28 protein-coding genes are annotated in these 25,314 nt (G+C 36.1%); 5 read left to right on the forward strand and 23 right to left on the reverse strand.

The window, feature by feature from the left end; translation table 11 throughout:
* Window positions 1-95: 95 nt before the first annotated feature.
* The 6 genes from PGL02S_RS18540 to PGL02S_RS18560 form a co-directional block, all read right to left on the reverse strand.
* Window positions 96-302: a hypothetical protein gene (locus tag PGL02S_RS18540; RefSeq protein ID WP_063477326.1), complete on the reverse strand. Its 207-nt coding sequence runs from the start codon at window positions 300-302 to the stop codon at window positions 96-98.
* Between the two features lie 427 nt (window positions 303-729).
* Window positions 730-987, reverse strand: coding sequence for a hypothetical protein (locus PGL02S_RS18545; RefSeq protein WP_063477324.1), 258 nt, complete (start codon window positions 985-987; stop codon window positions 730-732).
* 195 nt (window positions 988-1,182) lie between these two features.
* Window positions 1,183-1,395 carry a hypothetical protein gene (locus PGL02S_RS18550; RefSeq protein ID WP_063477323.1) on the reverse strand — a complete coding sequence of 71 codons (213 nt, stop codon included), beginning with the start codon at window positions 1,393-1,395 and terminating at the stop codon, window positions 1,183-1,185.
* A gap of 227 nt (window positions 1,396-1,622) precedes the next feature.
* A complete protein-coding gene (locus tag PGL02S_RS28270; RefSeq protein ID WP_164762874.1) occupies window positions 1,623-1,844 on the reverse strand; it encodes a hypothetical protein in 222 nt (73 codons plus the stop codon).
* A 433-nt stretch (window positions 1,845-2,277) separates the two neighbouring features.
* Window positions 2,278-2,547 carry a DivIVA domain-containing protein gene (locus PGL02S_RS29020; RefSeq protein WP_063479673.1) on the reverse strand — a complete coding sequence of 90 codons (270 nt, stop codon included), beginning with the start codon at window positions 2,545-2,547 and terminating at the stop codon, window positions 2,278-2,280.
* Between the two features lie 73 nt (window positions 2,548-2,620).
* Complete coding sequence (locus PGL02S_RS18560) at window positions 2,621-3,139, reverse strand: hypothetical protein (RefSeq protein ID WP_063477321.1); 519 nt, start codon at window positions 3,137-3,139, stop codon at window positions 2,621-2,623.
* Window positions 3,140-3,672: 533 nt separating this feature from the next.
* Between PGL02S_RS18560 and PGL02S_RS18565 the strand changes: the two genes are divergently transcribed.
* The 3 genes from PGL02S_RS18565 to PGL02S_RS18575 are packed head-to-tail and all read left to right on the forward strand — an operon-like array spanning window position 3,673 to window position 5,653.
* Window positions 3,673-4,053, forward strand: coding sequence for a hypothetical protein (locus PGL02S_RS18565; RefSeq protein ID WP_063477320.1), 381 nt, complete (start codon window positions 3,673-3,675; stop codon window positions 4,051-4,053).
* Window positions 4,050-5,321, forward strand: a complete 1,272-nt coding sequence (locus PGL02S_RS18570) for a DNA polymerase IV (protein ID WP_127502891.1) — start codon at window positions 4,050-4,052, stop codon at window positions 5,319-5,321. The genes PGL02S_RS18565 and PGL02S_RS18570 overlap by 4 nt, the downstream gene beginning before the upstream one ends.
* On the forward strand, window positions 5,318-5,653 hold the full coding sequence (locus PGL02S_RS18575; RefSeq protein ID WP_063477670.1) for a YolD-like family protein: 336 nt from the start codon (window positions 5,318-5,320) through the stop codon (window positions 5,651-5,653). Before PGL02S_RS18570 ends, PGL02S_RS18575 begins: the two co-directional genes overlap by 4 nt.
* A gap of 434 nt (window positions 5,654-6,087) precedes the next feature.
* On the opposite strand, the gene PGL02S_RS18580 is transcribed toward PGL02S_RS18575, so the two are convergent.
* Window positions 6,088-6,714, reverse strand: coding sequence for a hypothetical protein (locus tag PGL02S_RS18580; protein WP_127502893.1), 627 nt, complete (start codon window positions 6,712-6,714; stop codon window positions 6,088-6,090).
* A 269-nt stretch (window positions 6,715-6,983) separates the two neighbouring features.
* Here PGL02S_RS18580 and PGL02S_RS18585 point away from each other — a divergent pair, with 269 nt between their 5' ends.
* Window positions 6,984-8,387 (forward strand): helix-turn-helix domain-containing protein, encoded by a 1,404-nt coding sequence (locus PGL02S_RS18585; RefSeq protein ID WP_063477667.1) that lies wholly within the window; start codon window positions 6,984-6,986, stop codon window positions 8,385-8,387.
* Window positions 8,388-8,850: 463 nt separating this feature from the next.
* Here PGL02S_RS18585 and PGL02S_RS18590 read toward each other — a convergent pair whose 3' ends face one another.
* The 11 genes from PGL02S_RS18590 to PGL02S_RS18640 form a co-directional block, all read right to left on the reverse strand.
* On the reverse strand, window positions 8,851-10,869 hold the full coding sequence (locus tag PGL02S_RS18590; protein ID WP_063477666.1) for a hypothetical protein: 2,019 nt from the start codon (window positions 10,867-10,869) through the stop codon (window positions 8,851-8,853).
* A 329-nt stretch (window positions 10,870-11,198) separates the two neighbouring features.
* Window positions 11,199-11,585, reverse strand: a complete 387-nt coding sequence (locus PGL02S_RS18595; protein WP_063477665.1) for a hypothetical protein — start codon at window positions 11,583-11,585, stop codon at window positions 11,199-11,201.
* A gap of 46 nt (window positions 11,586-11,631) precedes the next feature.
* Window positions 11,632-12,108, reverse strand: coding sequence for a hypothetical protein (locus PGL02S_RS18600; RefSeq protein WP_063477664.1), 477 nt, complete (start codon window positions 12,106-12,108; stop codon window positions 11,632-11,634).
* A 311-nt stretch (window positions 12,109-12,419) separates the two neighbouring features.
* Entirely contained in the window at window positions 12,420-13,103 is a 684-nt protein-coding gene (locus PGL02S_RS18605; protein ID WP_063477663.1) for an SOS response-associated peptidase, read from the reverse strand.
* 120 nt (window positions 13,104-13,223) lie between these two features.
* The gene (locus tag PGL02S_RS18610) at window positions 13,224-13,694 is read right to left on the reverse strand and encodes a hypothetical protein (protein WP_063477662.1); all 471 of its coding nucleotides are present in this window, start codon (window positions 13,692-13,694) and stop codon (window positions 13,224-13,226) included.
* An 18-nt stretch (window positions 13,695-13,712) separates the two neighbouring features.
* Window positions 13,713-14,243, reverse strand: a complete 531-nt coding sequence (locus tag PGL02S_RS18615) for a hypothetical protein (RefSeq protein ID WP_127502896.1) — start codon at window positions 14,241-14,243, stop codon at window positions 13,713-13,715.
* A gap of 43 nt (window positions 14,244-14,286) precedes the next feature.
* On the reverse strand, window positions 14,287-14,847 hold the full coding sequence (locus PGL02S_RS18620) for a hypothetical protein (RefSeq protein WP_063477660.1): 561 nt from the start codon (window positions 14,845-14,847) through the stop codon (window positions 14,287-14,289).
* A 144-nt stretch (window positions 14,848-14,991) separates the two neighbouring features.
* Entirely contained in the window at window positions 14,992-15,840 is an 849-nt protein-coding gene (locus PGL02S_RS18625; protein WP_063477659.1) for a DNA adenine methylase, read from the reverse strand.
* Between the two features lie 283 nt (window positions 15,841-16,123).
* Window positions 16,124-17,011, reverse strand: coding sequence for a hypothetical protein (locus PGL02S_RS18630; RefSeq protein ID WP_063477657.1), 888 nt, complete (start codon window positions 17,009-17,011; stop codon window positions 16,124-16,126).
* Between the two features lie 492 nt (window positions 17,012-17,503).
* Window positions 17,504-17,707, reverse strand: coding sequence for a hypothetical protein (locus tag PGL02S_RS18635; protein WP_063477656.1), 204 nt, complete (start codon window positions 17,705-17,707; stop codon window positions 17,504-17,506).
* Window positions 17,708-18,135: 428 nt separating this feature from the next.
* Entirely contained in the window at window positions 18,136-19,896 is a 1,761-nt protein-coding gene (locus PGL02S_RS18640) for a sensor histidine kinase (RefSeq protein ID WP_063477655.1), read from the reverse strand.
* A 130-nt stretch (window positions 19,897-20,026) separates the two neighbouring features.
* Here PGL02S_RS18640 and PGL02S_RS18645 point away from each other — a divergent pair, with 130 nt between their 5' ends.
* Complete coding sequence (locus PGL02S_RS18645; RefSeq protein ID WP_063477654.1) at window positions 20,027-20,764, forward strand: MBL fold metallo-hydrolase; 738 nt, start codon at window positions 20,027-20,029, stop codon at window positions 20,762-20,764.
* A 777-nt stretch (window positions 20,765-21,541) separates the two neighbouring features.
* Here PGL02S_RS18645 and PGL02S_RS18650 read toward each other — a convergent pair.
* The 5 genes from PGL02S_RS18650 to PGL02S_RS18670 all read right to left on the reverse strand — a co-directional run bounded on the left by PGL02S_RS18650 (window position 21,542) and on the right by PGL02S_RS18670 (window position 25,197).
* Complete coding sequence (locus tag PGL02S_RS18650) at window positions 21,542-21,781, reverse strand: hypothetical protein (RefSeq protein WP_063477653.1); 240 nt, start codon at window positions 21,779-21,781, stop codon at window positions 21,542-21,544.
* A 79-nt stretch (window positions 21,782-21,860) separates the two neighbouring features.
* Complete coding sequence (locus PGL02S_RS18655) at window positions 21,861-22,406, reverse strand: hypothetical protein (RefSeq protein WP_063477652.1); 546 nt, start codon at window positions 22,404-22,406, stop codon at window positions 21,861-21,863.
* A 39-nt stretch (window positions 22,407-22,445) separates the two neighbouring features.
* Window positions 22,446-22,991, reverse strand: coding sequence for a hypothetical protein (locus PGL02S_RS18660; protein WP_063477651.1), 546 nt, complete (start codon window positions 22,989-22,991; stop codon window positions 22,446-22,448).
* Window positions 22,992-23,328: 337 nt separating this feature from the next.
* The gene (locus PGL02S_RS18665; RefSeq protein ID WP_063477650.1) at window positions 23,329-24,018 is read right to left on the reverse strand and encodes a hypothetical protein; all 690 of its coding nucleotides are present in this window, start codon (window positions 24,016-24,018) and stop codon (window positions 23,329-23,331) included.
* 210 nt (window positions 24,019-24,228) lie between these two features.
* A complete protein-coding gene (locus PGL02S_RS18670) occupies window positions 24,229-25,197 on the reverse strand; it encodes a site-specific integrase (protein ID WP_063477649.1) in 969 nt (322 codons plus the stop codon).
* Between the last annotated feature and the right edge of the window lie 117 nt (window positions 25,198-25,314).

The raw sequence follows: 25,314 nt of genomic DNA on the forward strand, positions 1-25,314 counted from the left end.
AGAACGATATTACAAACAAACCAAACGCTAAAGGAGCCGCAATAAATAACTTCCACACACTTACCATTTATGAGCACTTCCTATTCATTATGTTGCTAAAGAAATAATGAACCTACGCCCCAAGTTATCCCTCCAAGTGGTAAGTAAGTAAGCAAACAACAAACAATGGATGTGGTACACAAGCGATGTGCTCTTACGAGTTGGCCTACTTCTTTATATCCTTTTGATGTTATATAACCCATTGATCCAAAAAAAAGTAGAACAACAGCCCCTAACACTTGCGCCTCTTTAATCAATTCCATATAAGTTGCGCCTCCTATACATAATTAGTTCCTCTATTTATGTATACTCCCTTATTCAATATGTGGTTTAATGGTAGACCGGCTTTCCGATTCGAAGTCTCTGTTCAATCCGATTGTGCCGAGCTATAATTATAAATTGGAATAGAACACCTGCTACCGTGTTGCCCACCAACAAGGTTATAGCAGCCGTTCTACTACCGTTCATATCTGGAATTACTATTCCTTTGGTTGCCATCATAATAAGCAACGCAAACATTATTTGAAAGAATTTGTAGTGATACGTAGATAAGAATTTGAGGACTCTTAATTCAGTTTGCTTCTCCAAAAAGACTCACCCCCAAGTTCACTGTATAATCTTTAATAGGTATTATCGCCTACCTTTTTCTTGCGTTGACGTTTTCTCATGTTTCCCTCCATAGCGGATGAATTACAAATCGTTACTTTTATTTTCTTTTATTGATATTCTCTTATTTCCTTCAATTGATTTCATAGCAGCCAATTTACATTTAGCAACAGCTTCCTCAACTGTCTCCCCGATTGCGTGTATATCTTGCTTAAAAGAGCTCCAATTGGGGCCATCAATATTGACCCAAGCATCATACCGATTTACATATTGTTCGCCACGATCCTCAACATAGATTTGTTCTCCGTCTAATGTCTCTGTGCACGGAATCATTACTGCCATTGCTCACTCTTCCTTTCTTACACTCTGCCTCTTCCAACTTTCGTGCTTCTGTCGCAAGTTTTAAAGCTTTTGTTCTAAGTCTTCCTGCATTAACATAATCGACTTTTAAAGCAGCTGCCTTTTATCTAGTCTCCCAAAGTCCTGCTCTATTATACAAATCTGCCGCTTTTTTCTTCCTCTTGTCACATACTCACCCTATTCATCTTGATATATGACCTTTTTCAAAGCCATGTTGTCTATGTATTTTACAAAACCAGCGATCGTAACCGATTTACCTTGTTGGATGCATTCTTGAACATAGAACTTAAAACCTTCGCCTATGTCAGATAACCAGTCTTGGCCAAAACCACCATCATATGCCGACTGTTCATATGCCTCTAACTTTTCGAGTAATTTTTCTGCGATCATGCCTTTCCCTCCTTATGGATAAAATCAGCCTTAATCTTTAGTTACCTCAAAAGCATAGATGCATAATAAGCGTAAAAATACTCGTTCTGATGCTCTATAAATTCTTCTGACGTTCTTTCTACTTAAGGAATACCGACAGGACTAAACCTAACACCGATCCAGTCAAGAGCATGATTGTCCAATGCTAATTTAATCTTTTCAAACTTGCACTGCTGATACCCTCCTTTTCAATATGTAGCTGTATAAGCTTTTACTAGATCTTTCGCCATTGTGCCCACCGTCTCATCATCATGAATCTCATTAGACGTAATTTCAATCAGTAGATATAGTAATAAATCTCTTGGATCGTATTCGGGATGAGTCTTATTTTTTTGCAGTTTTTCCTCAAAATGTTGAAGGTAGCTTCCAGATTCAATTTCACTTTTTTTGATAATGATTTTATCCTCCACCACTTCGTGTATTGGAGTTACTTTACTGAATGCTTCTCAATACGTCCTCACCCTTCCGCTTGTGTACTCTTTCACTTCAAGTATCAGTCTATCAATTGCAATTTTTTTCATTCTTACATTTACATCCTCACAGAGATCCAATGGGCAATCATGGCAGCCAATGGAAGGGAAATATAAAAACCGATATGCAAAAGTGAAATCTTCTCCTTCTTTTTAATATGCAAGATTAATCCAACAACTGCCGCAAATAACATGAGTAGTACATAAAAAACAACTATATTTTGTGACATGAATTTATCATTCTCCCAGTGAGATTTGATATTCATTATGATTCTTCGTTCTACGGCCTTACCATCACTTCGTTTTACAGATCTGTTAGAGAAAAAGGAATTCCTGTTCTAATACAATCCTTGATAAAAAACGGTAGTCCTTATTACCCTCTTTCTCTTCCAAAGCAGTATCTTTCAAGTTCACGTATTCTCATAAGAATATAATCAGTACTACTATTATTATTTATAGGTATTTCTTTATTCTGCTCTTGAAGATTTTTTATAATTTTGTTGAATATTTCATAGTCTTTGATTATGTCATCTAAGAACTCATTGACCTGATCTTCTTTATATCCTAACCATGATCTATCAAATTCTTTATTATGTATATCAAGTGCAGTGTATTTGGGTTTTAGTTTGGTTGTTTCACTCATCCTCAATTCAACCCTTTCTATGTTATTTTTTAGATTATTGTTGAATTTCTTTGGAGTCTCGTTAATGTTTTTTTTACTTTGTAGAAAGTGTTTCTGTAGATCCAAAGAAAATATAATAATCGGTATCCTCTGGAATACCGTACTTCGATAATCCTTCCAGCCTAACTTTCACTAATTTATCTTCATTTGTTTCCGACACCATAACACTATCAACTTCAAGAACTTTGACCTCTACGCAACTATCTACTGAAACCTTAGCTTTATTGAAGTTAATGTCAGCGTATAAATATTTGATCTCTTCGTTTGGGAGCATACGAGCATATGTAGGTAGATTTTCATTCTTCCAAGCTTGAACAGCCTCTTTGTGATTCGGAATTTCTTTAGAGTCATGGTTAAGCATGGAAAAGAGAAAGCATAGGAAAGATATTGCACAAACTAATCCAATGACATGTTTAAGTTCTGCTAGTACATATTCGGATAGAAATAATGAAAGCCAAAATAAAAAAAGGAGGATCGACAACCCTCCAAACAACCAGATATACAACGTTGAAGGTTCGGAAGGATATAAAGCGATGAGTTCTTCTTTTGACATTTTATTCACCCTCTCAACTAAATTACTTAGGCATTGAAATACGGACGTTAATAACTTGCATATCATACTTCCCTAAATCACCGAATTCACATAAATTATAGATCATCTGTATCTCTTTCGAGAAATTAAAACCAGTTTATTTTTATTGAATTGATACGCCATCGACAATCATCTTTTTATGAAGTGAGACACAATGGTATGGTACGGATTGAAGTCTAGCCACTTTAAGGATCAATATTAACTTAAACCAAAACAAAAATAGCCGCCCTTTCGGACGGCCCTCTTATAATACCTGGATTCCAGGTATTAATATCTTTCCCCGAACTCATACACTAGACGACAAAATGATCCATTCTCTAACGCCAACTAATACAATTTTATGTATAATTTTGAGTTAAGTCTGTACTATCATTTCTACTGTAAATAAAAAGTTGAGAATATATTCGCAAATTATAACAAAATCATCCATTGATTAGGGAGCGTATGTTTGGTTATAATACAAACAAACGTTCCCTTTTAGAGGTGGATTAGATATGGGTATCGGACTTAAGTTAAACGAAACTAAATTAGTGAAGGATTATATTTTACTTCCTCTCCTACTCGATGTACTGGAGAAGGATCGTTCTTTGCTTTCACGATCAGATTTAAAAACTGTGGATCTTACCAATGTAATGATCGACCGTTTGCAAAAAGCTGCATTAACGGACTTAACAAAAGCTCGCATAAAGATGCGCGAGACTGGTTTAAAAGTTTACGAAAATAAAAAAACAAGTATTGGGGTAGAAGTTGAATTTGTCTGCAGAGGGTATCGCCATAAGATTTCGATGCTATGGGGGCTCATCGAGGCTGAAATTGAGCAAAGATCTTACAATTATCTTGGGTTTAATATTGAGGACAAGGGGTGGCCAGTTTGAAATCATCTAACCGAGTAATAATGTTAGGGGATTGTCAGTCCTTTTATGCTTCTGTAGAGAAAGCAGATCATCCCGAGTACAAAGACCGCCCTTTGGTCGTTGCAGGTGACCCTGAGCGCCGCTCTGGAATTGTTCTTGCTGCTTGCCCACTTGCAAAAGGTAAAGGCATAACCACTGCTGAAAGGCTGGGTGAAGCGCTCGCTAAATGTCCAGATCTCGTTGTTATTAAACCCAGGATGCAAAAGTACATTGATGTCTCTATGCAGATAACAGAGATTTATAAGACCTTTACTGATTTAGTTGAGCCGTATAGCATAGACGAACAATTTCTTGATGTTACAGGGAGCATGCATTTATTTGCCGAGTCTTCTGAAGAGTTGGCCAATATGATCCAATCACAAGTTCAAGAGGCAACAGGAGTATATACTCGGTTCGGGATAGCCGAAACGAAAATACTAGCTAAGACCGCTTGCGATAATTATGCCAAGAAGAATCCATCCGGCATATACACTTTGACCAAAGAAATGCTCCCTGAGACGCTCTGGAAACGACCCGTCAGCGACATGTTCATGGCTGGGAGTAAGATGACTCGCCATTTTACTGTTATGGGACTTCCTACGATCGGCAGCGTTGCTCAGACGCCACTTGGAAAGTTAAAACAGATGATGCGCAGAAAGTTCGGGAAAAATTCTGACATCAAGGCGGAAATGTATTGGCGGATCGCTAATGGAATTGATGATAGTCCGGTTCGTCCAGGAACACATCAGGTTGCTCCTAAGTCGGTTGGACACATGATAACACTACCTCGTGATTATGCAAAACTGGAGGAAATTAAGGTCGTTCTCCTTGAGCAAACGGAGCTTGTCTGCCAGCGTTGCCGAGGTCTAGGTTTTATGGCACACGTAGTCTCTGTTGGTTGCATGGGTGCTGATTTCGACCGGCCGACTGGGTTCAGCAGGCAGATAAAGATGGAAGATCCTTCAAATATCACGAATCAGGTATACAGTTGGGCGTGCAGGCTTCTTGAAATGTATTGGGATGGACTTCCGATTCGGAGAATTGGCATAAGTGTGACACAACTTACAACTGACACGGAATATCAGTTATCTTTATTTGATACTCGTCGAGAGAAATCAATGGCACTTGAGCGGGTTACTGATGCGCTGAAGAATAAATATGGAGAATCAATTGTTATGAGGGCAGTTTCCAAAACTGAAGCGGGTCAAGCGATCGATCGCTCTGCGAAGATAGGAGGACATTATAAATGACACGTAAATTACTTGATGGTAACGGACTCTGGGAGTCAAGTCGTATGATGCTGCCGGAACATAAGTATGCAATTAATCGTAAACAACATGAGGAGGGGCGAAAAAATAAACCAATACTGGATGGACAGGAAATCGAGCTGATTGAGACTGCATTAGTCGAGTCTTTTCATGAACATCGTAGCGTTACAGTACAGATTTTTGATGAATATCAAGATGTTAACTTTACAGGAATCGTGACTGTGATTCATACTTATAGACGGGAGATAAAACTTTCGATCTCATCTGGTGAATGGGAATGGATTAAAATTGAAGACATTATTTCAGTATCGTAATATCCCTCAACATATGCTATGAAAAGGCTATTTAAGCGAATTAAGCATCTCATAAAAATAGGGCTCTACGGATCTTTGTGGTGAAATCATAAATTCTAATATCTAGAGATTTACTCGGTTGTTCCTCTTCACAAAATCCGAAGAACCAAAAAAAACAAACGCTGACTAGCGATTTGTTTTTTTGGTTCTATTTCTTTTTGTGCAGATTGCAGCTTTCCTAGATTCGATGATTTTTCTCTTCATCAGACTTATGATCAAACCACCACTCATCATACTCTTCGATACATTTACAAACTAAAGTGAGTTGTTTTGTAGAAACCCAGAAGCCATCCTCCCTGATCACTCCTTTCCTTACTTTAAACTAATACTCACTTTATCGATTTATGGCCTTAGATCTTACGAATATAACTTCTTTGATAGCATATTACTTTGAATTATTTATTGTCCCTTTTTGCTGCTCTTTCTAAAATAAAATCATGATATATTTTCTGAATTTCCTCAGCTGTTGAACCGAAATATTCGCTTGCTGATTGGAAATTTCTTATATCAGCTCCGTTATCTTGGTTCAATTCATTCACCTCATTGCTAATATAATTGTAAACATCATTTTTCGTATTTTGGCTATATTTAGATCCTGAAACTTTGGTGGAGTTAAACACGATTGTATACTCGATTATTTTTGAGCCTTCTTTTTCAACTACATACTTCCCTGTATATAGCTTGTCATTAATGGGGATTTCAGAAAAAATAGTTAATCTAATGTTACCGAATGGTTTTCTTATAGATACATTTCTTAAGTACAAGTAGCCATCTTCATGAAAAAAAGTCGAACCAGTAAATGACTCATCTGTATCCCTATTAGCGCCCCAAGCAAAATATTTAGTATCAGGGGCGTTAGTTTTCACCCTAATATTGTAAGTATCATCCCCTTTTAGAAATACCACAGGTTCCTCAAAAAAAATTTCAATTGGTTCTATTTTTTCCGAACAAGCAGACATAAGCACCAATATAAGGAAAAGCGAAGGAATCATTGTCCATCTATTAATATTAGACTTCTTCATATGTTGAGCTCCATTCTCTCGTTTTGTTCATTCGCATATCTTAAGGGTTTTATAAATCACTATATATATCGGCTTCTCTCAATCAAGATATAACCAATCTCGAATGAATTGCTGATTAAACAAAATATTTCGTCGATAATGTTTAAAGTGTTTCAGATTTTATAGATAAATATTTAAAAAATATTGACCGCTGGTATATTTATACATTAAATTACTTAGTATAAAGAAATTATTTAGAAAATACTGGATTTGGATCTGGGGGGGTCTCATTGGAACCTACAGACAGAACGATTAGTTCAGAATTGTTACGATATTTAAGGCAAGAGAATGTAACTATCTCATTCTTTGCAGATAAATCGGGGATCAACTCGGGGACTCTTAGCAGAATCATAAATGGGCAACAATCTATTTCCGTATCAAGTCTTGATTTGATAACCAAGGCGATGAATCTTGAGGAAGGATCTTTATATTCTTTATACGCTAATGAAACTTGTATGTTATCTTCTCTCGATTGGAGACGGCTTGGACCTTTCATCAAACGGTGTGCTGAACTCAGGAAATTACAAATTATTGATCAAGTAGTTGGTTTGATGATGGATAGTCTCAGCTATGCAGCTGTGCTTTTTGAATGTGCGGAAAATTTATATATAGCAGGTTATAAAGATGCCGCAGTGATTATATACAAAAAAGTGGCTGAAAGTGAAAGATATCAGCATGCAGAGAGGTTAGCCTTATGCCAATACAGAATATTTACTTGCTCACTAAATAAGAATCAAGAGCACAATTTGGAGTGTGCTTTACAACTTGAATCGTATGTATCACGTCTTGGTGAATCTGAGCAATTAGACGCATTAAAGGATCTCTCGAATATTTTTTTATCCTTACGAAAATGGACTAAAGCAAAATACTATGCACAATTGATGGGTCGCATCTCTAAAAATCTTTACGATCGAAAAATAAATCGAAATAAACAGGGAAAAAAATCTGTAGTGCCGGCAAAACCACTGTTTGGTTATATTTTATATTCTAACTTGATGTTGGGTGCGATCGCTGCAGAAAACGCAGCGTATGACCAAGCTCTATATTACGTTTCCTGTTATGAAGATCTTAACTGGGTTGTAGAAACAGATAATGAATCAGAGCAAACCAAGAAACAATTCCAAGAGTGGGCAATAGGTAACAAGTATCTCTACCGGTTAATGTCAGGGAGTACTGAGGTATTGGAAGAGTACGTAGATTATATTTCTGTTCGTAAAAACGAGGTGTTGATGGCCCTATTTAAGATTGTTCAAGCAGCAAATTTGTATCGATTTGATATCGATAAGTATCTCGAACGATTTAGGGGTTATATATCTGATCAACTGGAAAGAAGCGAAACCGTGGGTAGCTATACGACTCATTTCTTTGATGATCGTTTTGCAAATTTTTTGACTGATGTAGGTTTATATTATTTGGGAAGAAACAATATCCATAATGGCGTTCGATATATATTGGATAGTTTGGCAGTTTCATATAAAATCAATAATGCAGCGAATATAGTGAGGTGCTGCAGCACAATCGAGAAAATTCGATCTAAAATAGATCACTCAGATCTCCAAAAATACGCTGCGATTATGAAGGAGGTTTACGATCAAGATGAAGAGAAAAATGGTGTTGCTATCATTAATTGCTAGTCTAGTGTTTCTGGTATTACCGAGCGGTATAAGTTCAGCGAATGAAGCAAGTTTGATTATAAAGAAACCTTATACCGCTGCAAGTCCTCAACATGGTGAAGGCGGATGGTGAATAACATCCAATAGGGTGCAGTGTTTTTGCTTGTTGAAAAATAGTTTTCTGATAAAAAGATGATTCCTGGTTACAGGAATCATCTTTTTTATGCAAAAACAATTTTATAGATGTACGGTTAAACGAGGATGTTAATGGAAAAGTATAACAAGGAATCGTTATAACATAAGGAGGAAAGTAAATGATTAAAGTTACCTTAGATATACTCTGGGAGACCTAACCCTGACACTCAATTTTGTGGATATATGTTGGCACCTAAAAGCATGAAAGTTAATTAAGGCTATCTTATCACAACACTATATTAGAACAGAGCCGGTAAATCGCAAGAACGATTTACCGGCTCTGTTTTTGCTACTGTTTTCTTCCTCCCTCACGGATAATATCCCGATTACTCCATAAGAGATTTCTTAAGTTAGATTTAGATCCCTCTATCGTAAAATGAGGGATATTGTGTTCTTTAGCAATCTCTACTCCGGAAATTGTAGCTCCATGTGATGTTGCTGTCAGAAGCTTAAATAGTGCATTGGATTTTCGCAACTCAGCGAATATTCGTTCAGGGTGTTCCCCGTTCTCATGCACAAATTCAGCGCCGGTCTCTTTTACAACTGATTCAAACCACTTTGCTTGTCCACCAATAACAGCAATTTTACAACCTTGGAGAAAAGGAGCAATATTTTTTGGGGGCTTTTTGATTTTTTCATCAGTCTTCTTCGGATGGAAAACATCATCTTCTGATTTCATATCTTCATGGTTCTTATAGATTTTAGAGATTCTTGCATACTCTCCTCTTTCTAAAGAAACGTTAAAGAGACATGGAACCCCGTTTGTAGGGTTGTGAAAAGCAACATCCCGTTCGTGTATAAGATACCTATTATTGTTGTCATGAATATCCACACAGTAATATTTGAAGTGCTCACCTAGCTCTATATAGCCTAAATACTGAACTATAGGTGCATAAGTATCGTCTCCTTGAAAGAGGAGCTGAATATACTGATAGGCTGAGCCATCTCCTCGTTGTCGTTTGGTACATTCTACCTCTGCTTCGTGTTCCAACCCAACAGCATTAACTATGGATTCAGTTATGACACTTTGCTGCCCATCGTCAAATATAATGTAGCCACCGTGTTCTCTTCGATAAAATGTTCCACTTCTTTTGAGTTCATTAGATGATAATGTATCGGTTACTGAAGCATCTTCTGTCTCGATGTTTGTCGCAACCGCTACTTCTGATACTGACTTATTTATTTGCGAGTGCTCATTACTTGAAGTTGCAATGTCAGATTCTTGGTGATTTTCTGATTGCACAATAAAATATGATTCAATTTGAGAAGCCAGATTTAACATCTGAGTGATTTCATATCGTAAGTTTTGTTTCTCGGTTAAATCAATGGTTCTTAAATTTATTAGATTAAGTTTTTTTAGTGCATCCTTATGAATAATTTCAATTAATCCTTCTGCTTTAAAGGATGGAGAGGAGTCATTATTTTTATATACTTCAACTTGTTCTAGTAATCGAGATTTTTCCGCTTCGTTAATTTGTTTTAATGTTAACTCTTGTTCTTCGTATTCAGATATTCTTGAATTTAATTGTGTTATTTCCCTAACTAAATACTTATTTTCATATTCTAATTGAGATACTTCCTTGCTTAATTGTGTGTTTTGATTTTGTACATCTAACAAGTCTTTTTCTGTTGATATCAGTTTTTTAGATAAGTCATTATTCGCTTTAATTAATTGGTCCATAGCTTTATTTATTTCTTTTATTTCTTTATTAAGCCTGGTTATTGTTTTTTCATTTTCTTGTCTGAGTTGACGTTCTTGTTTAATAATCAGGGTTTCTTTTGAAACTTTTGTTTCTTTCTGATCTATAGGCGGCTTTAAAATTGAAGTATCTTGTGATTGTTTCATACCATTAGCACTTTGTATAAGTTCCTCTAACCTCTTGTCAATAGCATCTGACCTTCGAGGAAACATGCGAAGCGCCCAAAAGTAATGCCATTGGCCAAATTTGTTTATTATTTCATTTTCTTTCGAAAGGAAATCAGAATCTGTTAAATCGGGATTCTCACCTGTATAAATATCTATCAGAGTATAAGTGATTGCCTTCAGCACGCTGATTTTCCCGGATGTAGTGTTAACTTTAAGTTTAATTATTTGTAGAAGTCCATCAATTTCTGCTGTTTTTTGAGTTCTTACATTCATTAATTTTTGAAATTTCCGAATTTCAGATGGATTCATCTCTTGAAGTAAGAGGGTTAAGTATTCAATTGGAAAGGTCTCATTCAGTAACTTTAGCAACACATACTCGTACTCTTTCTTTGCTGCTGGATCCAGCTGATCAAGCAGTTGGTCTAATTTTTTTTCCTTCAATATTACTCCTCCAGCCATTACTATGAGATAATAAAGCCCCCAAAGATTATGTAATTTACTCTTTGAGGGCAAAATCTACATATGTTTTTTTAGATTATACAATTCATTTGTATCGCTAACAATAGCCGATGTATCGACAAAGAGACTGCAACAATGAAGGCAGTCTCTTTGTCCAGCAGTTTTATACCCATTTAACGGTTTCACGTTATTAGTATATTCAAAGAGCCTGTTATTATTCATCATTACCATATTGGTTTAGTAAACATGAATATCTGTTCCCCCATGCGTTACTCATTTATCATCTTCCCACCCCTATTAAAAGCTGATTTTTATGATGTTCGAGTTTTCATCCCATATGTAAGAAACACTATACCGAGCGATCCAAAGCTTGCATAGTTAGTTACTTTAGTAATCAGCAGTTCGTCAGTCTCCTTCATAAAGAACAATATAAAATAAACTGACCCAGTTATTGCAATCAATAAAAAGAAATACTCCGCACCATGAGCCAGGCGTTTACTGAACTTATACTTACTTTTCCTCTCAACTACGTCATAGGATGCTTTAGATAAATCGTAGCCTGTTACCAGGAGTGCAACTACACTTACATATCCCGAAAAAGTCGGTGGTATTTTGATGTCAGTAAAAAGAGCTAGAGCTGCAATAATGACATAAACCACTGCAAGACTATAAAAGACGATAGCTACCTTAAGTTTCATTCAAATTCTCTCTCTTTCAATAGAATATAAAAAGATTATGAAAGGCTCATTTTACAATGTTTAATTCATATTCTTCAGTCGCATTTCCTGTAGTTACCATAAGTTTGTTTTTGTTTTCTTGTATTGATCCGGTCAAATCAACAACAAAGTGCTTTTTAATATAGTTTTTGGAGTAGAAATTTGCTGCCTCTTTTTCAGGTTGGCCATTATAAATTACTTTGCCGTTCAGAATAATAACAAGTGGATCAGAACTATTTACATATCTACCGTAGAGAAACAGATCTACTTTGTGGCCGCTATATTTAGCAAGGTCAATATCCACTTTGTATTGATCATCTAAAGAGATCTCTTCCTCATATCCTCCACCAATCTCATTAAGCATTACTCCTAAGTACACCCCATAAAAATTAGTGTATGGATCACCAAACGCATTCTCCAGCTTGTATCGCAGATTATTTGGAACTTGTAGTATAATTGCGACAATTAAAACCGCAATTATTCCTCCTATTATTTTCTTTTTCATTTGTTCTCCTTTATGTTTTATTTGCTTTTCACAAGATCCACGATAAATGCAGGTTTATCTTTCATTAGCGGCTCCAATTCACTTATTGTTGAAACACGCCTTTGAAATTGCAGTAATGAAATTGGGTTTAGTCTTATTTTACCATTTTGACTCGACATCTTGTCTCAATTTTAAAGATATTTTTTATCAAGGATGCTGATTGAAACAAAGGACCCGCTACAATTATGTAGCGGGTCACTTTACTTTAATTGAGTTTTTGGTTATTTAAAAAATGCTGTGCGAAGTTAATAATCAAAAGCTCTACATTTAATCTATTTAGAATTTAATGGTATCTCCTCTATCAGAGAAGGACTGGTATTCTTCACATTTCCCACATCTTTAGAAACAGGATACTTTATCATTCGGTCAGCAGGATATGGTTTCAAGAAACTTATAACCTTATTGGTCTCCTGGATATTTGGATTTATCCATTCATCTGCTGCTCTACCTGTTAATATTACAGGCATACGATCATGAACATCCGTAACAAGTTCATTTGGTGTGGTAGTTATGATAGTACAGCTATGAATTTCATTACCTTTTGGATCCTTCCAGGTATCATGTAGACCAGCAAAAGCAAAGGGGGCTTTCGTATTCAATTGAAATCTAAATGGCTGCTTTCCTTCTTTTTCATGACGCCATTCATAAAATCCGTTACTAACAATAAGGACCCTGTTTTGTTTTAATAAGTGCCTGTAGGCAGGCTTTTTTTCTATACCTTCAGATCGAGCATTAATGGTTTTGTACGCTATCTTGGGATCCTTGCTCCAGAATGGTATGAGTCCCCACTTTAGTCCGATTAATATCCTTCCTTCTCCTGATTGTTGCAAGATACAGGGTATCATTTGTGTCGGAGCAACATTGTAGCGTTTCGAATAGTCATAGTTGACCTCATCTATTCTAAATGTATCTTGAATTTCTTCCAGGTCTGACGTAATAGTAAAGCGACCACACACTTTAATCAACTCCTTTTAAAGTTAATACTCTCCTTAAGAGAATTACCTACTTCGAATAATATTAAACTCAAATATTATAAGGGAAAACCCACACTTCTTATCAGTGTGGGTAATTTTTTGCTAACCTCTGTTGTATGCTTGTTTAACAAATTTGGAAACATATTGCTCCATTTTGTTCCATTTCCTTATTAAAATATATACAAATGCTGCAGTAATCATACTACCAAGACCAATAGATACAAATAAACTGATTTGACCAAGGAGTACTATAGAGACGAACCAAATTGCTGCTAGTACCAAGTAGGACAGGCTAAACAAGATTAGTTTTTGAGTGAAATATACTATTAATGGTTCTTGTTTGTTGTGTTTAATCTGGTTAATAAAGCTGAGGAGAATAATTGCAAGAACTGTAATCAGCGAAATCATAGCTGTTGGAGATGCTACCATAGCTTGCCACCCTTTCCACTTGTATAAATATACAAATATTATAACACAACAGATTTTATGGGTGTCTTGTTCAACGTAAATAATCGCATCATTAACAAAAAGAAGCTCGATTAAATCATCGGGTTCTTTCCGCGTTATCTCCATTAGGGGTAACAGCCCTAACTACCGGACATTAACTTTTTTTAGGTATTCATGGTAAAGCTCATTTAAATAGGTTGTATACTTTAAATCAACTTCAGATATTATATTTAGATTTTTTAATCGTTTTCTTTCGTTAGTTTCTACTTGATTTTTTCTATACAACTTACATATGATTTCTTCATAAGCCATTATCTCAGCTAATTGGTTATCATTTAATTCATTTTTTGCTACAAAAGCGGTAACTTGGGCTTGAATGTTATTAATACCAAATTCATTGCATAAAAACGATCGGTGATTACCCCCTGCATTAACAACATAGGATTGATCAGGAAGTCTAATCAGACTTATGCCGTGCGGTTCAATATCCTGCCATCCATTCTCTGCAATCTTTCTTCGCAATGTACTTAGCTTTTCCTCATCTAGCTTCCTAGATAATCCGATAATATCCAATGGATTGACTATTTGGATGCCTAACTCGATTGAGATGAAATCGTGGCTGTTGTAAGAAATTTGTTTTAATATAGTGTCCGTCATTCCCCATATTTTCTTCATACACTTATTACCTCGATCTTCATTAAATTGATTTACTAAGGAATTAAATGACAGTCCAATCAACAAGTCTCAATAATCGATCGATTTGTTCCGGAGTACTACTATCACGCTGTTGCATTAAAATGCTGGAGGCATATTCGATATCTTGTAGCTGTTTATCATGTGTTCCCAATGAATAGACATAGTTATCAGTAGGAAGCGTCAAGTATCTCTTGACATCTACGCCTATTATAAGGTCCCGCTTTACTCTGACTGAATGTAAAATTTCAAGACTGTCGTTCCATAAAAAAGGTGACCGAGCTTGAATCAGTTCCCTAGTACGTGGCCAAATGCTCATAACCCCAATTTCATCTTCATCCACTAGAAGTTCCTCTTCACTAACTTCTACTTCAAAAATGTAAATTTGATCATTAGAATCTATGGGGATTACCCTGGCACCATAGAAAATACTAAGAGGGAAACTGTCAGTTAAATAAACAAAGCCCTCGGTTGTAGGATAAGTAGATGATGTATCGAAGTTCCTTATTACCCCCGTTGATTTTACTACACCAGCAGATAAAATCTCCTTTGCACGGGTTTCATATGTAGCATGGTATAATATCATGGTTTTAATCTCCTTTATTTTTATTACTATTATCGGATCATGAGATTCGTTGAATTATAGAGATATGATTTAACCAGTATATTGTAACGGGGAAAGAAAAACGAGCAGTCATCCAATTAAGGAAGATGCTCGTTTTCACACGAACTAAAACAATGTCAGAGGTGCATATTCCTCTTCATAGTTCATAAAAAAGTATTCAGTCTCAATCCTCTTCTTCTGACCACGTTCTGCCTTCGTCACTGTTGATCCAACCTTTGCTTCCACCGTGACAAAACGCCAATCCTTATATAGTTCCAGGATGAAAGGGTGTCCATAATAGGAGACTAAACATTTTCCTTGGATGTTATGAAGAAGATCAGCTAAATCTCGAAAGTCCTTTTCGCTGAAATTACCTTTGTAATAATGTGATCGTCCATAATACGGAGAATCAATGAAGAAAAAAGTTTCTTTGGAATCATATCGTTTGATACATTCTCTAAAATCCAACTTTTCGATCATGACATTCCGCAGTCGCTTTTCAAATTCAGCTAATCGACCGAGGGAATTTTGATAATCAGTTGCGGTTGATTTTATTTTTGAGGCTCTCCAGCCTGAAGGTTCATTGTTACACGGAACCATCATCTGACGAAGAAGGTAGTACCAAACTACTGCTCTTTCAAAATCATCTTCAGGGAGCGGTTTTTTTGACCAAGTTTCATATAGATACCTGGATGTTGGGATTGATGACAACGCGTCAATCAAGTCATCTCTTCTGTATCTAAGTTGCATAAGAAAATTTATGAGGTCAGTATCAATATCATTATATACTTCAACTGTGCTTGGAGCCTTCTGCGTGAGACAATGGCCACCCCCGCCGAACACTTCGCAATACGTATGATGCGCTGGTATTAATGGTATGATTTCTTTGGCTAATAGGCCCTTTCCGCCAAACCACCTAATTGGACTTTTAACTTTGTTAATATGAAATGGATTATAAGTTTTGAAGGCTTGCATAAGAGAGATCCCCTTTTCCGTATCGTTTAGTATTGATCGATCCGGAAAATGGCAGGAATCTTCGTTTTCCTCTCATAGGCTATTACTGGGGGCCGTATGAGTGCTACTTCTCACATTCGTGAAATGAGCCGGAGGCGGCCACAATGGACAACCAAACGGAGAATCTATCTTACTATGTCCCCAAATAGTAAGTTCCCCGCTCCTCCTTCGCACCATGAATTAGAGTCTCTCTCTTCGTTTCCTTCCCTTATCTTTGATTATTTTCACGGTATACACTTCCTCATTAAATCAGTGCTACTCTAAGTTTATTAAGAGTTGCTGCAATTTTGTTTTCCATCTGCAGCACATAGTCTCTCTTAATAAGATACTTTGTAAATTTCGCAATCAGTTTTCCATAACGGGATTTTATTTTTTCGTAGTGCTCCCGCTCCTTAAATAATTTAGGCAAAGTATCCTTTCCCAGTAGGAAATTTTCTACTTCCCCGAGATGATCCTGCTTCTTAAGTAGGGACAAGAAAGCTGCTTCGGCAGCGTCACTGTCTTTTTTTCGATTTCCGTAACTTTTTAGCAATTCTTTAATTTCCTCAAAAATGTTTTCTACACCAAAAAGTTGGGCTTTGTATTGGTAGTTTGTTAAGATTTCTCTGGCAATTAAGGGTGTTAACATTTCAAGTTCTGAAATAATCGAGTGTTTTTCACGCTGAATATCCTTTAATCGCCTTTTGTTTTCTTCCTCCTCGATGAGCTGTTGATAATGCCCAGGCTTCATAGCCAAAGAAACCGACTCTCCATAAATTCGGAATCGGATACCATTTTTCTCGAACTGAGCTTTGAGCGGATCGGTCATGACTCGACTCATATGTAATTCAATAAAAGGAATCGGATCATAAGACTTAACAAATTTGACTATATTTTCTGCAAATTGCTTCGCTGCAGACCGGGTCGTTTCGGTTTGCGGATAATCACTAATGGTTTGTTCAAATGGAATAATACGCTGTTCATAATGACTCAGAAAATAAATGTCTTCTCTTGGGAACTCCCGTGCTTCCATGTAACGAATGATTTCATTGACCCACCGACTTTTAGGACTCTGATAAAAAAGATATGCCGGCAGCTCTGTTGCTTGACGCGTGGATGATTCCGTAATGAATGCGATTCGTTGTTCATTCATGAATTGTCATAACCTCCTATTGTGTGATTTCCACTAAGGCGACGTCACAAGTGCTATTCATGAGAAAACAAAAAACACTTCCCCTAAGCACTTTGTTATTCTGCAAAAAGCACAGAAAAGCACTTAAGGAAAGTGTATGTTTCTCAAAAAAGATAGAGCGGATAAGTCGCGTGACGCCGCCAAAATGGTTGTTAAGATAAGCTAAGTATAATTCAGAGACCAATACAAAGTAAAGGGTATTAACCGGTATGAATAATCAATTAATCTGTCTTTAAAGGATGATTTTTTGCGATTCGATCTCCTCAAGTGAGCTACTCTCAAATAACCATTCATCTTTATCCGGAATATAATAAACTGATCCAAGACTCCATTGCATGATTTTACGATCGTTAACTGTTTTAATATAGGTGTGTGCCATCATCAATTGTTTCCTTTCAGATATTAAAAACCATGTGAGAATTAGGTTCGGACTTTAATAATTGCAATTTGATATTAAAGACATTTAACAACAACATTGAAAATTAAATGTGGGTTACCATATTCGGAATCAAATACAGATTTAACGCTACCACCTATTTTGATGGCATACATATGCTTCCAATCAAGTTGGTCGAAATATTGCCATAGTTGCGTATTGCCCTCATCATTAAGTAATTCCCAGTCTCTAGTAAACTCTTCAATATATTTATTATCCATGCCAAACTCCTTCTTTTATATTTATATTTTTTGTTTGATTGTTAATTCTAATTTTAATTTTTCCGTCCGCTATGCAATGCCTCCTTTGTCAGTTTGAAGAAATTCCTCTAGAAAGATTAGTTGACATAATCATTGATTTGAACTGGATATCAAACAGTCTTCCGTCTCAATAGTAATTCGATTCTTTAGTTTTTCAATGAGTGTACTTTTACCTATCCCACTACCTTCTCATCTAATGGGTAAAGAAAACACTTTCCTTAAGCCTGATAATTCTGCATAACAACACAGAAAAGCACTTAAGAAAAGTGTTACTTTCAAATTTGAAAAAGTAGCGGGTGGGTCGCGTGACACCGCCAAAATGAATTCTAAGTTATGTTAATTATAAAACAATAATAAATTTGATGTAAAGTTCTTAGACTCAACGTTTTCTATCCTATTTTCTTTACCTCTTTCCCCAAAGCGTAAAGTGGTATTCTCAACTTAAACAGGTTCCCATCTGCCAAAGGTTCTACAAAAACATTCCCGTTGTACTTTTTAAGAATAGTATTCACGATATAGAGTCCTAGGCCCGAATGCTTCTCTGTATTTGACTTAGTGCTAAAACCCTTCTCAAAAATCTGATTAATTTGTTCGTCCTGAAGTATTGTACCCTTATTAAATACTCCAAAACACAAATGATCATTTTCGACATAACCATTTACTACAACATATCGATCTTCCTCAGGATTATTTTCAACTGCATCAAAAGCGTTATCAATTAGATTACTGAGGATTTTAACAAGATCGGTACTCTTCAAAGTACCCAGCGAAATATTCCCCATATTTATAATGTCATGTTCAAATAGGATCTTATTATTCATCGCCTGTGTAATTTTGGCCTGAATAAGAGCAGAAATGGCCGGAGAGTTGATATTAATGATGTCGTTTACAATCATAGTTTCACCAACGATCTCTTTCGTGTACTTTTTAAGCTCATCATATTCACCTAGCTGCACAAGGGAATGAATCGTACTTAGATGATTATTAAAGTCATGTCGCTGTTCTTTAATAGAGGAGAACATTTGATCAATGTTTTCAACGAATACATCTCGAACTGACTGAAAAGCTACTTCCTTATTCCGGCTATAATACTTTGAAACCAGTAAAAAGAAAATAACTCCCAATATGGTTGTGATGGATATGATGATTAGCAGATTCTTTTGAAACTCATGCATAGTTGCATTGACGGTAGTTAAATCTGCAACTAGACCAACAACTACTGGGTAGTCTAAATGTAGCGGGATAAAAGATTTTAGAACACTGGTACCGTGGATTGTAGTCTCATAAGATAACTCTTTCTGTGATTCATATGCCTGCTTCACGTATTCATCGTCTCGTGCATCTTTTAAATTGTATGAACCAAATAGTATTTCTCTATCGGAATACCAAACAACGCCTTCTTTTATAAATTGCTCTTGTTCTTTTAGGAAGATTGGTGGGTTAAACACGGATACTTCTGTTACGATACTGTTCTGCACGATTTGACTTATCATGGCATCAACGCCTGTATCCTTCTGATATTCCCTGAATTTTTCATCATGAACGAATGGGTCGATAATATAGTTTGTAGTCCCATCATAATAATATCCCCAAAGATCAACATTCTGAGTGTTTGTCATAGACGTATTCATGGGTCCCGCCCAATAGTTCGGTAGAATCTGTCCTACCGGCACATCAACATTTTTATGATCTAGAAGCTGGTTGAATGCTTCAAACCAGTAACCCCTCCAGTTCTTTGTGGTCATCCCCAATTCTTTTGGATCAGAAGACTTGTAGCCAATGATATCATCTCCGGAACGCTTCATTAACGTAATATGATCAATTCCCGCTTTTTTGCTGATGATATCTAGCTGTTCGTTTGTTACCTTTTCTATATCCGGATCCAGATTAGATTGAGCGTATAAAGCAACAGATCTTAAATTTTGACCAAGCATCCAAGTCATATAGTCTTCACCTTTTCGAGAAAGTTGGATCGAAGCGCTGATGTTCTCTGCCTGGATTTTCATTTTTTCGTTTTGCTGGTCGATGAGAGTTCTTCGACTGAAATTGTAGAATGCGTAATCGATCGCTCCCAATATTAAAAGAATTAAATGCAGTGTAATAACAGTGACTTTAAATTGTTTTGATGTTAAGTAGGATCGTAACTTCAACAATGCTCCCCCTTAGATGTTATCAATCTTCTTCTATATCTTCGACATAACGAATGTAAACATTTAGATGCGTAATTTTTGAGATGAGTTATAATGATATTTCAATTAAACAACAGGAGGAGCAGATGTAATGAAACTTACTTTCTTAGGGGCTGGAGATATGTTTTCCTTCAACCAGGGCCATAACAGTGTTTTGGTGGAGTTCTCTTCCACCAATTTAGTGATTGACTTCCCGGAGACAAATTTCAAAGCGCTACGTGAGATGGGTAAAGATTTAAATGATATTCAAAATGTTTTTATATCCCATCTTCATGAGGACCATATTAATGGGCTGCAGTTGCTAGGTTATTACTGTGGTGTACACTCTGAGATCAAACCCAACTTATTTGTACACAGCACATTGTACGATTTGCTTTGGCAAACACTTCGTACCGGCTTGGAACATAGCACCTTTGGGCCTAAATCCCTCTCGGATTACTTTAACGTACAGATTTTTGATGATGAATTCACGGTTGAAGGCCAGACGTTTAGGGCCATTAAAACTTTACATGTTCCAGGGATGATTTCTCATGGATTGTTGTGTGAGCCACATTTTTATTATTCTGGCGACAGCACATTAGATGAAGATTTTGTTGTTCAAATATCCAGTAATGTGAAAACAATCTTCCATGAATGTCATCTGCAGAATGAACAACTGAAGTCTCATACCTCGCTTGAGGAAATCATGAGTTTGCCCAAAGAAGTTCGTGATCAAATGGTTCTCATGCATTATGAGGATCGATACACTGACATTATGGAGAAAAATTCTCTTGAAGAACGAACGGGGCTAAAGATCGCTGCAGCTCATACCGAATTTCATTTTTCTTAAACGCAAAAAAGGGACTTCTCAGTGGAGATAGGTCCCTTTTTGGTTGCTTTGATAGTTTTTAGAAGTCGCATGGTATGTTAAGTACCCAAGAAACAAAGAGATGTGAGAATCAAAAATAACAACCACATCAGAAAAAATATTGATTTTCTTGTTTACATCCGTCTCTATTATTTCATTTCCAGAAATGATACATATATCAGGCACCAAAACACTTATATCTAAGCCAGCGGTATGTAAAACCTGTATGTATAATAAGGTACAAGCTAACTCCTATAGACCCGGATAACAAATAAAGTACCATTCTGTTCATTGGTTCCACAATTATAAACAAGTAGAACATAGAACCAAACCCCAAAGTGGTAATCGCGAGAGCTTTTATTGTATCAGAAGCACGTGTTTTGTGATTTGGTGGAGATATTTCTCTTTCCTTTGAAGATTTTTCGAAAAGTTTACAAGTTGTTTGGTACCTGTGCCTTTCTAAAAACATTTGCATTGTGACGCTATAAAATAGGAAAGTACCAATTGTTCCTGTTAGGAATGTTTTAAAAGATGGTGGTTGGTGCGAAAATGAATAGGCTAGGCAAGATACAATAATGATCATTAGTGTCAATGCAGCAAATTTAAGTATTGCAGGTGGTGTTAATTCAGTATTCGAATTGGTATTTGAATTTTTCATTAGGTACCTCTGATTTATTGATGGAAGTTTTATTAGTAAAGCTTTTAAAAATTAGATTAATTCATTAGCAACTAACAGATGGATATATAACACATGCATTTCTACTTATCAGATAAATCACTAGTATTAATGTTTATCATCCACCCGACTGATTCTAGATTTTTATTTCTAGCGTATTCAGCCATTATATCTGAACGTTTTATCACTTCGTTTACCATCTTAGCTCTCTGTTCTTGCTTTGCTTCAAGGGAATTTATGTTTATAGCTACCACGGATAATACTGAAACAATGATCAGAGAGGAAGCAATCCCCATTATAAATGCAAGTTTTTTCGGTTTCATTTATGTGTGCTCCTTTCCCTTATTGGAGATATAGGTTAAAAGAAAATCAGTCAATTTCATATAAAGATTGATTAGTAATTTATTTCTTGATGAGTTCTTCCGCTGGCGCAGTTAACTCTATATGATAATAGCCATCTTGTATACCGTACATGCTCATTCCTCTAACATCTTTGACTGTTAGAGTTGTCTTATCGTCCTTAGATACTCTTATTTTATCAACGACTAGAGACTGTAGTTCCGCTTTGTCATCTTCAACTTTAACAATTGTTTCCCTTGCTTCACTAACTATATCCAGAACATGAAGTGATTTTTCCGGTAAGTTGTTTATGAAGTCAGGCACATGTGTTTCTTCCCAGACTTTCTTTTGGACTTCCCATTTTTTGCTGTTTGATGTCTCGATTATGTACGAAACTAAGTCTGAAAGAACCAATGAGCCTATTAAAAGAGCGCCTAAATAAATATATAGAACCCATTTTATTCTTTCTCGAATTGACTCAGTATCAAATTTATATATTAAAATAGAACCAACAATTAAACCAAATAATACAAGAATCAATTTAATCCATATTGGTATATCGGGCGGGACATCACCTGGATATAAACTTATTAATTGTTCTTTTGTCAAATCAGCCATACTCCTTTAACTAAGATTTAGTATATCATTTTATCTTTTTGGTAAGTATAAAGTCACTTCATGGAAATCCGGATAAATCTCATACTCAGATAAATCACCTACCCACTTAGCTTCAACATACGGTTTTTCAGAATTTGTATATTGTATTTTTGATGTCTCTACTATTTTTATAGATTTATCGGTGTCCAAAACTACTGAGTATTTTCCATTATTTAATGTCCTTTCTATAATTTCATACCTTTCTAGTGCTACATATGGTAAATACTCTTCATGGAAAGTGAAGTTTTTCCATTTATAAACATCTATAGAATGATTTAATTCGGATGATAAAGTTGGTTTTGTAGAAACATCAAATATACTAGTCAGTAGAAATATAGAAATGATAGTCGTAAGAGCAAATGATAGAAAAAGCAGGAACCTATTAACTTCTCTACTTATTTTTAAAAAGAAAAAATAAACAAGTACTGTGATAAAGACTCCAATGATTACTGAAATTATAATTAAGTTTATAAGTTTTATAAGAGGTGAGCCTGATTCCATCAAAGGATAATTTGAAATGAATTCTTCCCTCGTCATGTATAACTCCTTTATCATGAAGATTTTTGTGCTTACAAGAATTTAGTTTTAATTTCTAAGCAATATATAGATCTTAGCAAAAATATGAAATAGCTTACTTAAACTATAGATTTGATATGCTTTCTCTTCCTAGAGGTGTTGTTAATTTCGGAAACTTTCTTTAATCTAGTTGTATATATACATCGTAAATCCTAAAATTGTGAGAACCAATAGCAGCCTACTACCAAAAGAGCAATAACAGGGCCAATAGTTAATTCACTTAACTATTACACTTCATCTTTGCAATTCATCAAGCACCCTCCGTGGGATTACTTCGTAATGCTTCCCATAAGTGATTCTAATTTGAAACCAATGGTTCAGATTCAAAGTTATCAGTTCTTTCTACTTCAATCTTATTCTTCACAGCATTTCCTTTGTGAGCTTTTTTCAGTGAAGACAAGTGCTTTTGTATTTGTTTTTTGTATTCTGGGATCTTGGCAACTTCTTGTTCATCGATATCAGTTGTGATCCCCGCCGTAGTATATTTGTATGGGTGAGGTTTTATATAGTAAGTACCATTCGTTTGATATATCTCACCTGAAGGGTCGAACCAAAAGATAAAATCTCCCGCGTTTCCAAACACACCAACTTCATCAGGTGCCTCAACAATGACATCATTATTGTAACCACCTTGGTATGCCTTACTGAAAGTTTCAGTGCTGGTAAGCCTCTTGTTACCATTCGTAACTTTTCCTCTTACTGGTACCCTATCGATTATATTCCCTTCGGAAATTACGTATAGCCACATAAGCTTTGATGGATCATTAAAAGCTTTGATGCGGTCAACAATATTCTGTCGTTCTAAGCTCGCATCCATTTGGGGTACTTCCACTTGGGTTGCTAGTTGAGCAGCTTGCTGCATCTTTTGTTCTGTTTGCTTGTTTATTTCTTGCTGGGCAATACTCGGCTCCTCTAAAAAGCAGCCAGAAAGGATTGATAGTGAAGTACAAGTTATAACAGAAGCGGAAATGATTCTCTTTAAAGACATATCTGCGTCCCTCCTTAATTTCATGATTACACTCAATCATTATTAACTTACGGATGATGATTTTTTTAAATATAAGCTGTTACGTTTAATATATAACAAGGGTTGTTGGTTCGAGAAACAAAAGAAAAGAAGCGGGATGAAAGCTTTCTTCCCGCTTCTTTACTATGCTCACGTATAAAGTCTTGGTATGTTTTGATTAATAGCTCATCATTACAAACCGATGCCGGCAGCTGCATTCTCTGTAAAAAGAGATCCCATTCGTATATATTTACGCACCATGGCTTCGGAGCTGTGTCTTGTTTGCTCCATAATAGAACGTTCGCTTTTGCCGAGCATGGCCGCTGATGTTGCTAGTCCCGCTCTCAAACTGTGACCAGCATATTTAGATTCATCGAGTCCGATAGCATCGATATAACGCTTTACTATTAATGCTACAGACCGATCTGATAGGCGGTTTTCAGAGATCTGGCTGTGTCTATTAATTGCTCTATAAACAGGACCAGATTCAATTTGAGCAGCTTGTAACCAGGATAGATAAGATCTAACTGGGCAGGTTTCGATGTTTGTACCATAAGGTATACCAATAAGTTGTCCTTTTCCATCTTGATCTGTTTTGGATTGGTTAATTCGGATCGTAAGCCCTTCCCTTGAGAGATCAATATCTTCAACATCCAAATTCACTAATTCGCTTCGTCGGAATGCTCCAGAAAATCCAAGTAGCAAAAGTGAACGGTCTCGGACTCCAATCAGTTTATCAGGAAGTTCATTAAGCATTAATTTCAAAGTGTCAACCAAAATGGGAAGCTTCCCGGTTTCTGAAGCACCGTGCATTTTTCTTATCCCTGCCCATACTGTCTTAATCCGAGCAGTTGTCGGTGAATCATAACCATCTAGTGTATGTGCTTGTGATATAGCAGTCATACGGCGTTGGATCGTACTAGCTTTTTTTCCTTCGTAAGCTAAGCTGGAGAGATAAAGAGCATATGTTTCATCATTTGTTGGTTTGGCCGGTAGCTGATACTTATCACACCAATCTTTGAAATGCCTCCAATCTGAGCGATAAGACCTGAGTGTATTATCTGATTTGGAATTGTCGACATACTGCTTAGTTAGCATTAATAGTTTATTTAGAGTTTCCTCAGCCATTTGGATTTCGTTGTTAAATGCAGGTGTAATCATTTCAATAATCCTCTCCCCCGTTACAAAGAACCAAAGAACAAATTTTATGAATCCGAACTTATAAATGTTTGAGAATAATGGTTAACATAATATTCATACTGTTCCCTTTTTGATTTT

It is taken from the genome of Paenibacillus glucanolyticus NBRC 15330 (genome assembly GCF_004000885.1).
GTDB lineage: Bacteria > Bacillota > Bacilli > Paenibacillales > Paenibacillaceae > Paenibacillus_AQ > Paenibacillus_AQ glucanolyticus.